Here is a 16,849-nt window from a genome sequence, read left to right on the forward strand (position 1 = left end):
GGCGGTTATTTTACGAAAATTTGCTATTGGATCATTACATTTTATCCTATTTCCTTTAAAGAATCCTGTTCTTTCCTATAAAGATCCTCCCAAAGTTCATAGATTTTCCTCCGGCCGTTTGCAATTTCAGGGTTGAATTGGATGGCAGCGTTTTGACGGACAGTATGAACATTTTTCAATGCCTGTTCAAGCTTCTTGTTGATGTCGGTGCTGCCCTTTCCAGCGTGTTTAGCAATCGAAATGCCTGCTGTTGTTCCTTGGGCCATGGCGATTTTTCCGCTTTCAATGCCGGTGATATTCCCGGCAACAAATAATCCTTCGAGCGGAGTTTCCATTTTTTCAGAATGAAGCGGAACATGTCCCCCAAGTTCTGGAACGTATTGGAATGGGCATCCGGCAACTGCTGTAAGCTCTGCTAACGGATACAAGCCGCCTGCGATACACACGAAATCTGCTTCGTAAATTTTTTCTGTACCTTTGATTACGTTACCATTCACATCTATTTCTGCAGTGAGTACGCCTTCTACCTGATCCTTTCCAAGAATTTCAAGTGCTGCTTTTCTAAGCTGCAATGGTGTTCCATTCACCTTAACGCCGCTTTTAGGATAAAATTTCATCCCTAATTTGCGGAATCCTCTATTTCTCATAAAGCGACTGCCCAGCCGCAAAATGGGTGACGGGGCAAGATGGGCCGCATTTAGAAGTGACTTCAAGACTTCCTCAGGTTCTCCCGCTTTTTGGCTAAGCGGACTCTTTTCTGGCAGTACAATATGTTCCACATTAATTCCGGCTATTTGGAGCTCGTTTAAAATCGCAAATGCTAAAATGTTAGCACCAATGATGATGCCTTTTTTGCCAACCTCAACACGATGAACATTCGTCATGACCTGTGCAGCCCCGATGGACATAACACCTGGAAGAGTCCAGCCTGGCACAGGAATAGGGAACTCAGCTGCACCAGTTGCTACCAGCACATAAGGAGCTATCAGTGTTCCTATATTAGTATGAACATTCCAGCAATCCTTATCTTTTTCAAGGTTATATACAGAAACGCCGCAGCGGATATCTACAGAGAGTTTCTGTGCTTCGTTATGCATACGAGTGGATTCTTTTATTCCATTCCACCATTCTCCAGACGGTTCCTGGTGCAATTGACCGATTAATCTTCCGCCTGGCCTGACAAATTCATCAATGACGGTAACTTTTAAGCCGTATTCAGCACAGGTTATGGCACCAGCTAAACCGGCTGGTCCAGCTCCAATAACGATTACATCTATCATAGATTCTCCACCATCCTTTTAACAATATTAGGATGCTGTTTTCCTCTTTCAACAACCATATTCTCCTTCACAACAGTTAAACAGGCTCTTATATTGGCCTGCCCATTAACATTTACACGGCATTCCATACAGTGGCCGATATTGCAATAAAACCCTCTTGGTGTTCCACTTTCCTCATGAACACGCAGTGTTCTCACACCGTTTGCCAGCAGAGCTGCCGCGATTGTTTCAGTTTCAAATGCTTCATATACTTTCCCATCAAAAGTGAATGGAATCTTTTTTCTATCATCTAATTTTCCTAAAACCGGATGATCTATAATTCTAGTCATTCTTTTCACCTGCCGTTCCAAAAGTTACAGGGCGAATTGGAGGCTGATATTTTAAAGGAATTTCACCTTCTCCTGTATTAGGTACGATACTTTCAATAATCCGATCGACCATGACCCTGCAAGTGCGTCCTCCACAAAACCCCATTCCAGCTCTTGTTCTAAGCTTCAGTTCCCTGGATGTACATTGATGTTCTTTTGCTGTTGCGAAAAGCCGCCCATAGGTAACCTCTTCACAACGACAGATCATAAGTGCCTCATTGTTATTCATTTGGAAATCCCTCCTCTTCAGGTACATGTAAAAATATAATGCAAAAATCGTACCAACTTTGAAGCCAGTATTTCAAATTAGCTTAAGCCAAGATGTTTTAGACGATTGTAAAGGGTCGCCCGGGTGATTCCCAGTTTTTTCGAGCATTCTAATTTGTTGCCGCTGGTTAATGCCAATGCTTTTTCGAGTACCTTCTTTTCGTGCTGGTCCATTTCCTCCTGAAGAGGCACAATGACCGTTTTCATTTCTATGTTGTTTTCCTGAAGGTCCGTATCAGATACAGCTGAATAGCTCATTGCTGAGTGAAATGGCAAATATTCTTTTCGAATGACTCCATCTGTTGCAAAAACAACCAGACGTTCAACGACATTACGCAGCTCCCGAACATTGCCCGGCCAATCATATTGAAGCATCTCTTGCATAACTTCCTGTGAAAAATGATGGATCGGCCGCTGATAGCGCAGTGAAAAATCATTTAAAAAGTAATGAATTAGTTCAACGATATCTTCACAGCGTTCTTTTAAAGGAGGAATTTTTAAACTGACAACATTTAGCCGATAATATAAATCCTCCCGGAATTGGCCTTCTTTTATTAATTCTTTTAAATCCCTATTTGTTGCAGCAATTACCCGGAAATTAGCCTCAATTTCTTTTTCACCGCCAACCTTGTAATATTTTCTTTCTTGAAGAACACGAAGCATCTTGACCTGCATTTCTAAAGGCATTTCACCAATTTCATCCAGAAAAAGAGTGCCCCCTTTAGCAAGCTCAATTTTTCCTTTTTTTCCTCTATGATCCGCACCGGAAAAGGCGCCGCGTTCATAGCCAAATAATTCGCTTTCAAATAATGAGGCTGGAATAGCACCGCAGTTAATTGAAATAAATGGAGCTTCAGGTCCTTCAGTTGCCTCATGAATGGATTTGGCAAAGACCTCCTTGCCGACTCCGCTTTCTCCTAAGATCAATACAGTTGAACGGACAGAGCACACCTTTTTTGCCATTTGCACCGTCTTTTCCATCACAGCGCTTTTCCCTTTAATGTATCTGAAGGGATCTGAAGGTCTGTATTTCGCCATCTCCTGTTCTAAACGATGAACCTCAGTCGACATATTAAATAATTTTTCATTAAGAACAACCTGGCTTGTCACATCAGTTTCCGACACAACTGCCCCGATAATGCGTCCATTAAAGTAAACAGGGTTTGAATTTATTAGGACAAAGAGATCAGATCTTGGCTGGTGATGCTTTCCTTGTATTCTCTTTCCTTTGTATAAGGATTCTAAGATTTGCAGATTCTGATGTTCAAAGAATTCTATTATTGGTTTGCCCACAATCTCATCTTTTTTTACAGAGAAAATTTTTTCAGCTCCTTCGGTCCATGTGCGGACACGTTCATCAGCATCAATCACTGTGACTGAAGCGTCCGATGTTTTGATGACAGCCTCATAGAAAGCCTTTAATTGATTGTAGGAATCATACAAAAAATCAATGATTTGTTCATTTGTGATGCAGCCGAGTACTTGGCCGCCTGAATTTACAACGGCAACGGCTGCATAGCGCTTGCAAGCATCAGCTAATGCAGCAAAGGAATCATCCAAATAAACTTTTGGTAAAGCGCCTTCATTATCAACTTGGTTCAGACAGATAAAATTACTTTCAATTATTTCTTTGACTGACGGAAATTCAAACATGACAGCCTCCTGAATGTAAAATTTTTTATACACTGTTCAATATTTTATACACTATTTTATCAAATTTTTTGACAATTAAGAACAGGTCAAAAAAATCTATATTTGGGTTAGCAGCAAAATTATTAGAAGGTTCTTATTTCTGCGTAAGATATAAAAAGTTGGCATGTTATTTGCATTAATAAAATGATGTAACAAGACGAAGGGAAGTTGGTTTTGTGAAATATCATTGTGACGTTTTGGTTATAGGCGGGGGAATCATAGGCTGTGCAATTGCCTATTATACTTCTAAATCTGGAAGATATGTAACAGTTATTGAAAAAGGTGAATTTGTCAGTGGCACGTCTTCCCGCTGTGACGGAAATATTTTAGCTATTGATAAAGATCCTGGCTTCGATAGTCAAATGTCACTTGTCAGTCAGAAATTAGTAGATGAATTAAGCAGAGAATTGAAACAGCCTTTTGAATATCGGGCTCCCGGAAGCATCCTTGTATGCGAGACAGAAGAAGAAATGGAAGCAGCACAAAAGTGGGTTGACCGTCAGAGTGAGGCCGGTTTGCCGTTCAGGATGCTGGACAGACAGGACATCCGCCAAGACTCCAAGTATTTTGCTGATGATTTATTAGGCGGCTTAGAGTGTGCAACAGATTCTACAGTCAATCCATATCTACTTGCCTTTAACCTTCTTGAGGGGGCAAAGGAGATGGGCGCTAAAGCCCATAAACAAACTGAGGTTACCGGAATGAGAAGGAAGACGGACGGTACATTTAGCGTTGAAACATCCAATGGGACCTTCACCGCTAACTATGTCATTAATGCGGCAGGTGTATGGGCTCCATATATCGGTGAGATGCTGGACTTGTCTATTCCAATTAAACCAAGAAAAGGCCACATTATGGTCGCATCACGCCAGGATTTTGTTGGGCCAAGAAAAGTCATGGAATTTGGCTATTTAATATCAAAATTTGGCGGCAAGCGCCAGGTTGACCCGATTACTGAAAAATACGGAGTAGCACTTGTTTTTGAACCGACTGAAAGTCAAAACTTCCTGATTGGAAGCAGCCGTGAATTTGTTGGGTTTAATACAAAAATCAATAATGAAATTATTAAATGCATTGCCAATAGGGCCATTAGATTCTATCCGAAAATGGCTGACATGATGGTCATACGTACTTATGCTGGCTTACGGCCCTGGACGGAGGATCACTTGCCAATTGTGTCAGAAGTGGAAGGAATTCCTAACTATTATATTGCAGCTGGTCATGAGGGAGACGGAATTAGCCTTGCCGCTGTTACTGGAAAAGTGATAGAGGAAATGCTTAATGAAAAGGAAACTTGCATCCCAATTGAACCGCTGAGATTTTCTCGATTTAAGGAAAGGGAGAGGAGCTGATGAAAGCCAATCGGGTTTTTACAACCATTGATACACACACGGGCGGAAATCCGACAAGGACATTGATTAGTGGACTCCCAGTACTAAAAGGAGCGACAATGTCCGAAAAAATGCTTCATATGCAAAAGGAATATGATTGGATTCGTAAGCTCCTGATGAATGAACCAAGAGGGCATGATGTAATGTCAGGAGTACTTTTAACAGATCCATGTCATCCGGAAGCAGATATCGGTGTTATATATATCGAGACCGGCGGATATTTGCCAATGTGCGGCCATGACACAATCGGAGTTTGTACAGCATTAGTGGAAGCAGGGCTATTCCCTGTTCAGGAGCCAGTTACTACCATCAGGCTTGATACACCAGCAGGTCTTGTTAAGGCAGAGATAAAGGTAGAGAACGGTAAAGCAAAAGAGGTTTCCTTCTGTAATGTCCCTGCGTTCCTGTTAAAGAGTGTCTCTGTTGAAGTTGAGGGAATCGGAACCGTTGATGCAGACATTGCTTATGGGGGCAACTTCTATGGAATCATTAATGCCCAATCTGTTGGATTAGAACTGACACCGGAGAATGCTTCAACAATCATTGAAAAAGCTATCAAAATTAGGAATACAATTAACGAAAAAACGGATGTCATTCATCCGCAATATCCATTTATTCGCGGTTTGACCCATATTGAATTTTTCACTGTGCCAACCCATGAAGAAGCTGATGTAAAAAATACAGTTGTTGTCCCTCCAGGCGGGATTGATCGTTCACCATGCGGTACAGGTACTTCGGCCAAATTATCTGTCCTCTATGCCAAAAAGGAGATTGGTATCAAAGAAGAATTTGTACATGAGAGTATTGTCGGCTCTTTATTCCGCGGAGAAGTCCTTGAAACAGCAGATGTTCTGGGTGTGGAGGCTGTTATTACAAGAATCACTGGTTCAGCATGGCTAATGGGAATGCACCGGTTCTTTTATAACGAGGAGGATCCGCTTAAAGAAGGCTTCTTACTTATTCCCCCAATGAAACATGAAATGGAGGATGTGAAATGATAATTCAAAAGACGTATACAGCAACCGATGTACACGTAGCAGGTCAGGCTTATCGTATTGTTAAGGATGGACCATTTGTTCATTATCAAAGTATACAGGAGCTGAATGAGCAGTTTTCGCTTGCCTATCAGGAGGAAATTAAACTTCTATTAAATGAGCCCCGCGGATTTGCTGGATTAATGGGTTGTTTGATCGTCCCGCCTTTTAAAAGCGATGCCGATGCAGCTGTAATCTTTTTCGATCATTACGGAACCGTACCGGTGCAATATGGCGGAATTGTTGCTGTCATAACCGCATTGTTAGAGTGCGGCCAATTAAAGGCCAGGCCTTCAAATGTATACAGAATTGAAACAATTAACGGTGTTGTTTCTGTTACTGCAGCAATTAAAGATGGTGAAGTGAAATCAGTTAAGTTAAAAAGCGGGTCTTGCCAGGTTGTACAGGTCAATGCGCCGGTGTCTTATTTTGATTTAAATACCGAAGTATCTCTAGTCCAAGCCGATCATATTTATGCCATTTTTGATAAAGCAGAGCTGCCTTTTGAGATTGAGATGGAGAACCTTCCAGTTATTAATCAATGGGGGCAAAAGGCAATTGAAGCATTAGAAGGCAAATATGCTTTCAGCAGAGTGATATTGCTGGATCATTCGCAAAAAAGTGAAGGCAAAATCAAAACGGTAACCTTCCGTCCGGATCGTTATATTGTGCGTTCTCCGGGATTTGGCACTCTGGCTGCCTGCAGTAGCTATTTATTAAGGAATGGCGATATATCTGCAGGCAGCCCAATTGAAAATGAAAGCCTTTTCAAAGGTAAATTAAGAGCCGAGTATTCAGCACAAATTGAAACCAGTTACGAGTTTAGTTTTTCAGCCCGCGGATTTATTACGGGTATGCAGACATATTTATTAGACCCGACAGATCCATTATTCGCAGGGTTTTTATTAAAATAAAAAACTATTAATTATAGGGAGGAAAATTAAAATGACTAGAATTAGAGGAGCTTATCCAGTATTAATTACACCAATGACACAGGAGCAGGAGATTGATTGGGGCGGTGTAAAGAATAATGTTAATTACTTTGTGGATCAAGGTGTGGCAGGTATCGTCATCAATGGGAGTACTGGTGAATTTGTCAGTCTATCAAGAGAAGAAAAATTCCAGATGGTAGAAACTGTTATGAAGGAAGTAAGCGGCCGCATCCCTGTTATTGTGGGGACAGCTGCTGAAACAACAAGGGAAACAATCGAGTATACAAAGCAAGCTGAAGTACATGGAGCGGATTGTGCTCTAATCATTAACCCTTTTTACATGAAGCCAAAGGAAAATGAAATCTACCATCATTTTAAAGAAGTATCTGGCAGTGTTAATCTTCCAATCATGCTTTATAACAACCCATTTACTTCTGGCGTTAATATGAGCGCAGATTTAATGCTTCAAATTGGCAAGGATTGTAAAAATGTAACTCACATTAAGGAATCAAGCGGTGAAATTGGCAAGGTAAGAGATCTTGCAAGAAAAGGAAAAGGAGACTTTGAAGTATTCTGCGGTGCTGAAGAGCTTGTAATGGAGTCTTACTTAGTTGGAGCAACCGGGTGGATTTCTGTTGCAGGAAATATTGTGCCAAAGCTGGTTACAGATATGTATAACCATTTCCAAAACGGTGAGTTAGAAGAAGCTTGGTCAATCAATGATCGTATTTTACCACTGTGCGCGTTCCTTGAAGGATCTGGAAAGTATGTGCAAATTGTGAAGAGAGCCATGGAATTAACCGGCCAGGCTGGCGGACCTGCGCGTTACCCTCGTCTAGGCCTATCACCTGAGGAGGATCAAAAGCTAAAAGACCTGCTTGCAAGTTTAGAGACAGTAAAAAACTAAAAAAGTGAAGGAGTGAGGATATGCAAGCGACAAAATACAATTTAAAACCGAAAGTTCAAGAATTCCTGGAAGGTGTGAAAGGGCTATATATTAACGGTAAATATGTACCGGCGATCAGTGGTAAAAGGTTTACCGTCGTTAATCCTGCAAACGAAGAGGTGATTGCAGAAGTAAGTGAAGCGCAAGAGGAAGATATTAACGCTGCGGTAGCTGCTGCAAGAAAAGCATTTGATGATGGCCAATGGACAAAAATGGATGCCGCTGAACGCTCCCGCCTAATCTATAAATTTGCGGATCTCTTAGAAGAAAATCGAGAGGAACTTGCACAACTGGAATCATTGGATAACGGAAAGCCCTATAAGGTCGCCTTGGCAGATGATGTCGACGGAACAATCCAGCATTTTAGATATTACGCAGGCTGGGCCACAAAAATATTTGGTAAGACAACTCAGGTTTCAAAGAATTATGTAACCTATACTGTACACGAGCCGGTTGGGGTTGTAGGCCAAATTATTCCATGGAACTTTCCGCTCGCCATGGCTGCCTGGAAGCTCGGATCTGCACTCGCAGTCGGCTGTACGATTGTGATTAAACCGGCAACTGAAACACCATTATCTCTTCTCTACGCAGGAAAGCTATTCAAGGAAGCCGGGTTCCCGGATGGTGTTGTAAATATTGTGCCAGGAACGGGCAGGGTTGCGGGAGAAGCAATTACTGCACATAAAGATATCGATAAGGTAGCATTCACAGGATCAACTGCTGTCGGAAAAGAAGTAATGAAAAAAGCTGCAGATCAAATTAAAGGTGTTACGCTGGAGCTTGGCGGAAAATCGCCAGCCATTGTCTTAGATGATGCTAATCTTGAGGAAGCAATTGAAGGGGTATTTAACGGAACAATGTACAATCATGGGCAAAACTGCAGTGCTTGTACACGTGTATTTGTACAGAGAAACATATATGATCATGTAGTAAAAGCCTTAGCAGAACGAGCGAATGCAATGAAGTTAGGTGATGGAATGAACCCCGAAACGGAAATGGGCCCGCTTGTTTCAGCAAAACAGCATCAAACTGTTCTTAAGTATATTGAACAAGGGAAGAAAGAAGGGGCGCGCCTCGTGGCAGGGGGCGAAAAAGGATTTGAAAAAGGTTATTTTGTACAGCCAACCATTTTTGCTGATGTACAAGATCATATGGTTATTGCTCGTGAAGAAATCTTTGGTCCTGTAATGTCCATTTTCGTTTTCGATACGATTAATGAGGTCATTAAACGCGCGAACGATAGTGAATATGGCTTAGCTGCAAGTATCTGGACAGAAAGTATGAAAAAGGGACATTATATTGCAAGCAAGCTGCAATCAGGTACAGTCTGGATTAATGATTTTGGTCTTGAATGGGAAACTATGCCTTTCGGCGGCTACAAACAATCAGGCATCGGCCGCGAAATGGGTGGAGAATATGGCTTACAAAACTATACGGAAGTGAAAAGTGTATTTGTTAACATCAAGCATGATGAGAAATTTTAAGGAACAATTGGACAATCAATCCTGTGTACTAATTGGATGGGAGTGGGACAGCGTTTTGTTACAATGTCCCATTTTGCACATTTATATGTCTGAATATTATTAATATTATAAATTAAAACAGAAACGGAACTATCTACTTAAAGTTTGAAAATAGGTGGGATAAGATGGAAGAATTAGTGAATAAAGCGTCGGGTTTAGTTTGGAGTCTTGGATTGGTAGCGTTCGCGCTTGGTGCTGGATTGTTCTTTTCCATTATGACACGTTTTGTGCAATTTAGATATTTTAAGGAAATGATTAAACTTCTTTTTGAAAAGGGTAACCCGGAATCAGGTGTATCCTCTTTCCAGGCATTTACAATGGCTTTAGCTGGCCGGGTCGGTATTGGCAATATCGCCGGGGTTGCTACTGCGATTGCATTCGGAGGTCCGGGAGCGGTTTTCTGGATGTGGATTATGGCTTTATTAGGTGGAGCAAGTGCTTTTATAGAATCTACTCTTGCTCAGGTCTATAAAGTAAAAGATGGTAATCAATACCGGGGCGGAACTCCTTATTTCATTGAAAAAGGTTTAAATATAAAATGGTTCGCGGTATTTGTTGCGATTGTTGTTACCCTCTGCTACGGAATTTTAGTTCCAGGTATTCAGGCAAATACGATTGCTGTTGGGTTCGAAAACACAATTGGCCTCAATAAAAGCATCACTGGAATCATTCTTGTTGTATTACTTGGCATCATTATTTTTGGCGGCGTTAAGCGAATTGCTACTGTTTCGGAAAAAGTTGTCCCTTTTATGGCCTTAGGATATGTGGTTATTACTTTCGTTCTTTTATTTGCCAATGCAGCAGAAATTCCAGCCATGCTTTGGCTGATTATTTCAAGTGCATTTGGTGCAAATGAAATGTTTGGCGGTATTATCGGTGCAGCGATTGCATGGGGCGTTAAGAGAGCGGTATTCTCTAACGTTGCTGGTGTAGGGGAAGGAACTTATAGTTCAGCTGCAGCAGATGTATCCCATCCGGCAAAACAAGGTCTTGTTCAAGCATTCTCTGTTTATATTGATACTATCATTGTTTGCACAGCTACTGCACTTATGATTCTAATCACCGGTATGTACAGCGTTACACCAGAAGGAAAGCAGCCGATTGTTGAGAACATCCCAGGTGTTGAAGCTGGACCAATGTGGACACAGGCGGCCGTTGAAAGCGTTATCCCTGGATTTGGCGGTTTTTTCGTAGCTATTGCTATCTTCTTCTTTGCCTTTACAACCCTGTTGGCTTACTACTATATTTCTGAAACAACCCTCGTTTACCTTGGCAGAAAGAGAAATCTAAAAGGGCTAAAAGCAGGCTTAATGATTCTTTTCTTAGGAATGATCTACTTAGGCAGTGTTGAAAATGCATCCCTATTATGGGCGCTCGGAGACTTTGGCTTCGGAAGTATGGCCTGGCTTAACTTAGTCGCTATTCTATTTTTGACTAAAACAGCCTTAAAAGTATTTAAAGATTATGAAGAACAGAAGAAAGCGGGCATTGAACCAGTCTTCGATCCTGTTAAACTTGGCATTAAAGGTGCTGATTTTTGGGAGGAGAAAGTGAAAGAAAGCAATTCAAAAGGCAAGAAGGTAATTTAAGTGCAGCCGGAAACAGAGAACACTTCCCGCTTTTACTTCTAAAATCCTTATTGCATGTGGTGGCAGCTTCTTCACCAACTGCTGGAGCCCAAATGGCCAGTACTCCAGGCTGTCACCATCTTTATGTTCAGCAACTAGATCCGAAACCCCACTTACAGACTCCGATTGCGAATAAGGACTTTCGGGAGCTCCTTCACTGAAATCTCCTCATATATCCAGAAGGTTATTCGATTCCCTCATCCCCCACACCGGCACCACCAGAGGCCGCTGCTATCACCCGGCGCGAAGCGAGCAGTTTATCTCCTAATTTAGCTCCCCTATTAAACCACCGCAACAACCCTTTAAAACATAACCGCGATAAGATTTCCAATAAAAAATTCCGATGGGAAATAGTATTGTCATTTCTTCCCTTCTCCACAGGCTTGTTCGTGTGATATACTACTTTAGTTACTAACATTTATGGAGGATTTCATGAGTAAAGACTCTAAAGCTAGACACCAAAAGGGAAAGTTACTGTCATTTATCCCGAATGGTGAGTACTATTTTTCCAAAGGGATTAAGGCGTACCACCGCAGGGATTTTCATAAAGCAAAGAAATATTTAATGCGGGCGATGCAGCTTGAGCCGGGTGAACCGATGATTATCTGTCAGCTTGCAATTGTCCATTCAGAAATGGGTGAGTATCAGGAGTCGAATAAGCTGCTTCATATGATATTGGAAGAGCTTGATGAGGATATGGTGGAATGCCATTATTTCCTTGCCAACAACTATGCTCATATGGGCCTTTTCAAAGATGCTTACACGCATGCAAATACGTATCTGGATTTGGATCGGGACGGAGAGTTTACGGAAGATACAGAGGATCTGCTGGAACTTCTGACGCTTGAAGGGGAAGATTTGGATGATGAGCTCTACGAGCAGGATGACCTGATAACGAAACAGGAACACGCACGGGAATTGCTGGAGTCCGGTCATTTTCCAAAAGCGGTTGAGATACTGAACTCTGTGATTGATGAGTATCCGGAGTACTGGTCCGCATACAACAATTTGGCCTTGGCGTATTTTTACCTTGGAGAAGTGCAAAAGGCAGCAGATATTTTAGAGAAGGTGCTGGAAGAAAATCCGGGTAATCTGCACGCTTTGTGCAACAAGCTTGTCTTTGCTTTTTACGAGCGGGATTTTAGGCAGGTGCGCTTGTTGAAAGAGGCTCTGAAAAAAATTAAGCCGCTTTCAATTGAACATCAGTTCAAGCTTGGTGCCACTTTTGCTTTGACCGGCGAATATGAGGCTGCCTTTGCATGGCTTCGCAAGCTTCAAAAGAAAGGCTTTGAAGGGGACGGACCATTTTATTACTGGCTATCCTATTCCGCATATTTTACCGGACGTGAAGAAATGGCGAAATCAGCATGGAAGAAAGCCATTGAGATTAATCCGGAAAAAGAAGGCTTTGAGCCCTGGAACGATGAAAAAGTAACCAGCAGCGGCTTTGAAGACCATTATTCATCCATTCTAAAAAAGCTGGAAAGCGACTATATTGAAGAGCGGTTATTCGGCCTTTTCCTTACGTCAGTATCCAGCAGAAGAGATGAAATTTTGATCTCTGAAGCAATTGTACGAAACAATAAGTTTTCAGCTGTGGAGAAGGAATATCTCTCTTTTGTGAAAACAGACCAGGAAGCGCCTGCCCAGGTTCAGGCTGCGCATGAGACAGCTGAACTGTTTTATGAAAACTACCATCCGATTGGCACGGTGGAAGCCGGCCTGTATTTAATGTGGTTTACCATTTTTGCTGAATTGACAAATAACTGCCAGAATATAAAAAACAATAAGGCTTGGGCTGCAGCAATTGAGTATGTCTGGCATAAGCTTCGAAACGAAAAGGTTTCCCAATCAAAAATTGCAGGAAGATACGGGATTTCCGCTTCAACGATGGGTAAATATGTAAAATCGGTGAACGACCGCCTTCAGTGAGCAGATGTATGGACGAAACACGCGCCAATTTTATAGGATAACAGTAAGAAGGTCATACTATAATATGCGTATTTATAGAGTGTTTTATTTAAAATACTGGATTTCTGATTACTGAAGGAGTGAATCGCTGTGACTGAAGAAAAAATTTATGATGTCATTATCGCTGGCGCAGGTCCGGCAGGGATGACGGCAGCTGTATATACATCTCGTGCAAATCTGTCTACACTAATGATTGAACGCGGTGTTCCGGGCGGACAAATGGCCAATACAGAAGAAGTTGAGAACTATCCTGGTTTTGACCATATTTTAGGCCCGGATTTATCCACCAAAATGTTCGATCATGCGAAGAAATTTGGCGCTGAATATGCGTATGGAGATATTAAAGAAATCATTGACGGCGAAGAATATAAAACTGTTATTGCTGGATCGAAGCAATATAAAGCACGCTCAGTAATTATTTCTGCTGGTGCCGAATACAAAAAGCTTGGCATTCCTGGTGAGAAAGAGCTTGGCGGACGCGGTGTATCCTATTGTGCAGTTTGTGATGGAGCATTCTTTAAAGGCAAAGAGCTTGTTGTAGTCGGCGGCGGTGACTCTGCTGTTGAGGAAGGCGTATATTTGACCCGTTTCGCCTCTAAGGTGACAATCGTTCATAGACGGGACCAGCTTCGTGCGCAGGCGATTCTTCAGCAGCGTGCGTTTGACAATGAAAAAATCGACTTTATCTGGAACACTACAGTGAAGGAAGTTAATGATAAGGACGGAAAAGTAGGCAGCGTAACGCTTGTGTCTACTGAAACAGGGGAAGAAAGAGAATTCAAAGCAGATGGTGTCTTCATCTATATCGGCATGGTTCCTCTTTCCAAGCCATTTGAAAGCCTTGGCATCACGAACAGCAATGGCTATATTGAAACAAACGACCGAATGGAAACAAGGGTGGAAGGCATTTTTGCAGCCGGAGATATCCGCGAAAAATCCCTTCGCCAAATCGTTACAGCAACAGGTGATGGAAGCATCGCTGCCCAAAGCGCCCAGCACTATGTTGAAGAATTGCAAGAACGCCTTAAAGTGAAGAAATAATGGGAACAGGCATATGGTCCTAGGGGCTGTATGCCTTTTATTTTAGTAAAAAAAGCCACTGGTTGAAAAGTTTTACAAAAAGTCATGTGGTTTTAATTCTCCTGTAACCTTCATGAAATAAATTTCGGGTAGTATAGGAATAGAAATTGACCCCCTTTTAAAGATATAATCCTTTTAAAGCACAGGCACATGCCTGTGCTCTTTTTTTGCATAAATACAGTATGTTTTGAAGAATGTTTTTTGGAAACCTGTATTCATTGTGGCTGTAAGCCAAAAATAGTATAATGAAATGAATAAGAAAAGAACGTTAGCCGGACTTTACTTTAAGCGATTTCATGAAAAGGCGGCAGCGGTATGATTTCGGAAAATTAGAGGTGAAATGTGTTGCAGCGAGTCACGAACTGTGTGTTACTGAAAGACGATAAAGTATTGCTTTTACAGAAGCCGAGAAGAGGCTGGTGGGTGGCTCCGGGCGGAAAAATGGAGCCGGGTGAATCAGTGAGGGACTCGTGCATCCGTGAGTTCAGGGAAGAAACAGGCATTTATCTGCGAAATCCGAATATTAAAGGCATTTTTACGTTCATCATGAAGGATGGCGATAAGGTTGTACAGGAGTGGATGATGTTTACTTTCCTGGCTACAGCTTCTGATGGGCTGAACCTGGAGGAATCAGATGAAGGCAAACTTCGCTGGCATCCGTTTTCAGAGGTTAAGAATCTGCCGATGGCTGCCGGAGATTCACATATTTTGGAGTATATGATTCATGGACAGGGCATGATTTATGGAACGTTTACGTATACGCCTGATTTTGAACTGCTTAGTTACAGGCTGGATCCAAGCTGAATTTGACAGAAACAGGGGGAAATTATAAATGAGCACGGGTGCAGTTAATGATACTCAAATGGTGATTATTACGGGAATGTCAGGGGCAGGGAAAACAGTAGCCATCCAAAGCTTTGAAGATCTTGGCTTCTTCTGTGTAGACAACTTGCCGCCGACACTGCTGCCGAAATTCCTTGAACTTATGAAGGAATCAGGGAATAAAATGAATAAGGTGGCATTGGTGATGGATTTGCGCGGCCGTGAGTTTTTTGACCACTTATTTAAAGCGCTGGATGAATTATCCGAGACATCCTGGGTCACCCCGCAAATTTTATATCTTGATGCTGATGATTCGACGCTCGTCAGAAGATATAAAGAAACAAGACGATTCCATCCCCTTGCACCATCAGGATTACCTCTTGAAGGCATAAAGCTTGAACGGGAACTGCTTGAAGAATTAAAAGGCAGGGCCCAGCTTATTTATAACACATCACAAATGAAACCAAGGGAATTGCGAGAGAAAATTCTCACAGAATTCTCATTGAATAAGAAAACTATATTTACGGTTAACGTCATGTCTTTTGGCTTTAAGCATGGAATTCCAATTGATGCCGACCTGGTGTTCGATGTCCGGTTCCTTCCGAATCCGCATTATATTGAGCATATGAGGCCGAAGACAGGATTAGATGAAGAGGTATCCAGCTATGTGCTGAAATGGACTGAAACAAGTAAATTTCTCGAGAAGGTTACGGAGCTGCTGAGCTTCATGCTTCCGCATTATAAACGGGAAGGGAAAGCTCAATTGGTCGTTGCAATCGGCTGTACGGGAGGCCAGCATCGTTCGGTAGCGCTGACAGAGTATATTGCTGACTATTTCGGCAAGGATTACCATACGGCAATCACGCACCGTGACATCGAGAGGAGAAAGGAAAACATCAAATGAACCGACAGCCAAGAATCGTCATCATCGGTGGAGGAACAGGGCTGCCTGTCCTCTTAAGGGGATTGAAACAATTCCCTGTTGATATTACTGCCATTGTGACAGTTGCCGATGATGGCGGCAGTTCAGGAAGATTGAGAAATGATCTTCATATCCCGCCGCCCGGTGACATCCGCAATGTACTGGCAGCTCTTTCAGACGTGGAGCCGCTCATTGAGGAGATGTTCCAGCACCGCTTTGCGACATCCAATGAGTTATCCGGGCATTCGCTTGGCAATCTGATTCTAGCGGCCATGACCTCGATAACAGGAAACTTTGTTCATGCGATTCAGGAAATGAGCAAGGTGTTAAACGTAAGGGGAAAGGTATTGCCGGCTGCAAACCAGAGTGTGGTCCTTCATGCAGAAATGGAAGACGGGACCATAGTATCGGGAGAATCAAAGATTCCCTATTCCGGCAAAAAAATTAAACGGGTATTTTTAACCCCTAAAAATATCAAAGCCCTGCCTGAATCACTGCAGGCAATCAGACAGGCTGATATGATCATCATAGGGCCTGGAAGCTTATATACCAGTATTCTTCCAAACCTGCTTGTCCCTAGGCTGGGACGTGAGGTCTGTCATTCTAAGGCGAAAAAGGTGTATATATGCAATTTAATGACACAGGCAGGAGAGACGCTCGATTACACGGCAAGTGATCACGTAAAAGCATTGTATGATCATATGAGCTGTGCTTTTATCAATACCATTCTGGTAAACAATGAGGAAATTCCTCCTCATATTCAGGAGAGGTACAGCGAGGAAATGGCAAAGCCTGTTGTGTATGATACAGGTGCTCTTACCGAACTGGGCCTTGAAATAATGCACGGTGAAATTGTCAGCCACGAAGGCGGGATCATTCGCCATGATACAAAAGAAGTTGCCCAAATGCTATATAATTTACTTTTACATGAAACCAATAGGCGTTTTAACGCGTAGTATACAGGTGTGAAAGGGCTTTTGCCGGTAAAAAAAT

At 42.2% G+C, this 16,849-nt stretch carries 15 protein-coding genes; 11 read left to right on the top strand and 4 right to left on the bottom strand.

The window, feature by feature from the left end; translation table 11 throughout:
• Positions 1-41: 41 nt before the first annotated feature.
• The 4 genes from MKY20_RS06640 to MKY20_RS06655 all read right to left on the bottom strand — a co-directional run bounded on the left by MKY20_RS06640 (position 42) and on the right by MKY20_RS06655 (position 3,568).
• Positions 42-1,280, bottom strand: a complete 1,239-nt coding sequence (locus MKY20_RS06640; protein ID WP_217026091.1) for an NAD(P)/FAD-dependent oxidoreductase — start codon at positions 1,278-1,280, stop codon at positions 42-44.
• Positions 1,277-1,609, bottom strand: coding sequence for a (2Fe-2S)-binding protein (locus tag MKY20_RS06645; RefSeq protein WP_217033779.1), 333 nt, complete (start codon positions 1,607-1,609; stop codon positions 1,277-1,279). The genes MKY20_RS06640 and MKY20_RS06645 overlap by 4 nt, the downstream gene beginning before the upstream one ends.
• Entirely contained in the window at positions 1,602-1,877 is a 276-nt protein-coding gene (locus tag MKY20_RS06650; protein WP_071156423.1) for a (2Fe-2S)-binding protein, read from the bottom strand. The genes MKY20_RS06645 and MKY20_RS06650 overlap by 8 nt, the downstream gene beginning before the upstream one ends.
• A gap of 77 nt (positions 1,878-1,954) precedes the next feature.
• A complete protein-coding gene (locus MKY20_RS06655; protein ID WP_341000798.1) occupies positions 1,955-3,568 on the bottom strand; it encodes a sigma-54 interaction domain-containing protein in 1,614 nt (537 codons plus the stop codon).
• 215 nt (positions 3,569-3,783) lie between these two features.
• Here MKY20_RS06655 and MKY20_RS06660 point away from each other — a divergent pair, with 215 nt between their 5' ends.
• The 11 genes from MKY20_RS06660 (at position 3,784) to MKY20_RS06710 (ending at position 16,812) form a co-directional block, all read left to right on the top strand.
• Entirely contained in the window at positions 3,784-4,959 is a 1,176-nt protein-coding gene (locus MKY20_RS06660; RefSeq protein ID WP_341000801.1) for an NAD(P)/FAD-dependent oxidoreductase, read from the top strand.
• Positions 4,959-5,996, top strand: coding sequence for a proline racemase family protein (locus MKY20_RS06665; RefSeq protein WP_251175544.1), 1,038 nt, complete (start codon positions 4,959-4,961; stop codon positions 5,994-5,996). Before MKY20_RS06660 ends, MKY20_RS06665 begins: the two co-directional genes overlap by 1 nt.
• Entirely contained in the window at positions 5,993-6,946 is a 954-nt protein-coding gene (locus MKY20_RS06670) for a proline racemase family protein (protein ID WP_251175545.1), read from the top strand. Before MKY20_RS06665 ends, MKY20_RS06670 begins: the two co-directional genes overlap by 4 nt.
• Positions 6,947-6,977: 31 nt before the next feature.
• Entirely contained in the window at positions 6,978-7,871 is an 894-nt protein-coding gene (gene dapA / locus MKY20_RS06675) for a 4-hydroxy-tetrahydrodipicolinate synthase (RefSeq protein WP_009331831.1), read from the top strand.
• Positions 7,872-7,891: 20 nt separating this feature from the next.
• Entirely contained in the window at positions 7,892-9,394 is a 1,503-nt protein-coding gene (locus MKY20_RS06680) for an aldehyde dehydrogenase family protein (RefSeq protein WP_071156429.1), read from the top strand.
• 164 nt (positions 9,395-9,558) lie between these two features.
• Positions 9,559-11,022, top strand: a complete 1,464-nt coding sequence (locus tag MKY20_RS06685) for an alanine/glycine:cation symporter family protein (protein WP_009331829.1) — start codon at positions 9,559-9,561, stop codon at positions 11,020-11,022.
• 471 nt (positions 11,023-11,493) lie between these two features.
• On the top strand, positions 11,494-12,993 hold the full coding sequence (locus tag MKY20_RS06690) for a tetratricopeptide repeat protein (RefSeq protein ID WP_071156431.1): 1,500 nt from the start codon (positions 11,494-11,496) through the stop codon (positions 12,991-12,993).
• A gap of 129 nt (positions 12,994-13,122) precedes the next feature.
• A complete protein-coding gene (trxB, locus tag MKY20_RS06695) occupies positions 13,123-14,073 on the top strand; it encodes a thioredoxin-disulfide reductase (RefSeq protein ID WP_071156433.1) in 951 nt (316 codons plus the stop codon).
• A gap of 384 nt (positions 14,074-14,457) precedes the next feature.
• Positions 14,458-14,916 carry an 8-oxo-dGTP diphosphatase gene (locus MKY20_RS06700; RefSeq protein WP_019383301.1) on the top strand — a complete coding sequence of 153 codons (459 nt, stop codon included), beginning with the start codon at positions 14,458-14,460 and terminating at the stop codon, positions 14,914-14,916.
• A 28-nt stretch (positions 14,917-14,944) separates the two neighbouring features.
• Positions 14,945-15,838, top strand: a complete 894-nt coding sequence (gene rapZ, locus MKY20_RS06705) for an RNase adapter RapZ (RefSeq protein WP_009331825.1) — start codon at positions 14,945-14,947, stop codon at positions 15,836-15,838.
• Entirely contained in the window at positions 15,835-16,812 is a 978-nt protein-coding gene (locus MKY20_RS06710) for a gluconeogenesis factor YvcK family protein (protein WP_009331824.1), read from the top strand. Before rapZ ends, MKY20_RS06710 begins: the two co-directional genes overlap by 4 nt.
• Positions 16,813-16,849 lie beyond the last annotated feature (37 nt).

It is taken from the genome of Cytobacillus sp. FSL W8-0315 (assembly GCF_038002905.1).
GTDB lineage: Bacteria > Bacillota > Bacilli > Bacillales > Cytobacillaceae > Cytobacillus > Cytobacillus pseudoceanisediminis.

Excerpts from the sequence above, each read along its gene's own strand:
- MKY20_RS06640 (WP_217026091.1), bottom strand. The coding sequence starts at position 1,280 with ATGATAGATGTAATCGTTATTGGAGCTGGACCAGCCGGTTTAGCTGGT.
- MKY20_RS06645 (WP_217033779.1), bottom strand. The coding sequence starts at position 1,609 with ATGACTAGAATTATAGATCATCCGGTTTTAGGAAAATTAGATGATAGA.
- MKY20_RS06650 (WP_071156423.1), bottom strand. The coding sequence starts at position 1,877 with ATGAATAACAATGAGGCACTTATGATCTGTCGTTGTGAAGAGGTTACC.
- MKY20_RS06655 (WP_341000798.1), bottom strand. The coding sequence starts at position 3,568 with ATGTTTGAATTTCCGTCAGTCAAAGAAATAATTGAAAGTAATTTTATC.
- MKY20_RS06665 (WP_251175544.1), top strand. The coding sequence starts at position 4,959 with ATGAAAGCCAATCGGGTTTTTACAACCATTGATACACACACGGGCGGA.
- MKY20_RS06670 (WP_251175545.1), top strand. The coding sequence starts at position 5,993 with ATGATAATTCAAAAGACGTATACAGCAACCGATGTACACGTAGCAGGT.
- dapA (WP_009331831.1), top strand. The coding sequence starts at position 6,978 with ATGACTAGAATTAGAGGAGCTTATCCAGTATTAATTACACCAATGACA.
- MKY20_RS06680 (WP_071156429.1), top strand. The coding sequence starts at position 7,892 with ATGCAAGCGACAAAATACAATTTAAAACCGAAAGTTCAAGAATTCCTG.
- MKY20_RS06685 (WP_009331829.1), top strand. The coding sequence starts at position 9,559 with ATGGAAGAATTAGTGAATAAAGCGTCGGGTTTAGTTTGGAGTCTTGGA.
- MKY20_RS06690 (WP_071156431.1), top strand. The coding sequence starts at position 11,494 with ATGAGTAAAGACTCTAAAGCTAGACACCAAAAGGGAAAGTTACTGTCA.
- rapZ (WP_009331825.1), top strand. The coding sequence starts at position 14,945 with ATGAGCACGGGTGCAGTTAATGATACTCAAATGGTGATTATTACGGGA.
- MKY20_RS06710 (WP_009331824.1), top strand. The coding sequence starts at position 15,835 with ATGAACCGACAGCCAAGAATCGTCATCATCGGTGGAGGAACAGGGCTG.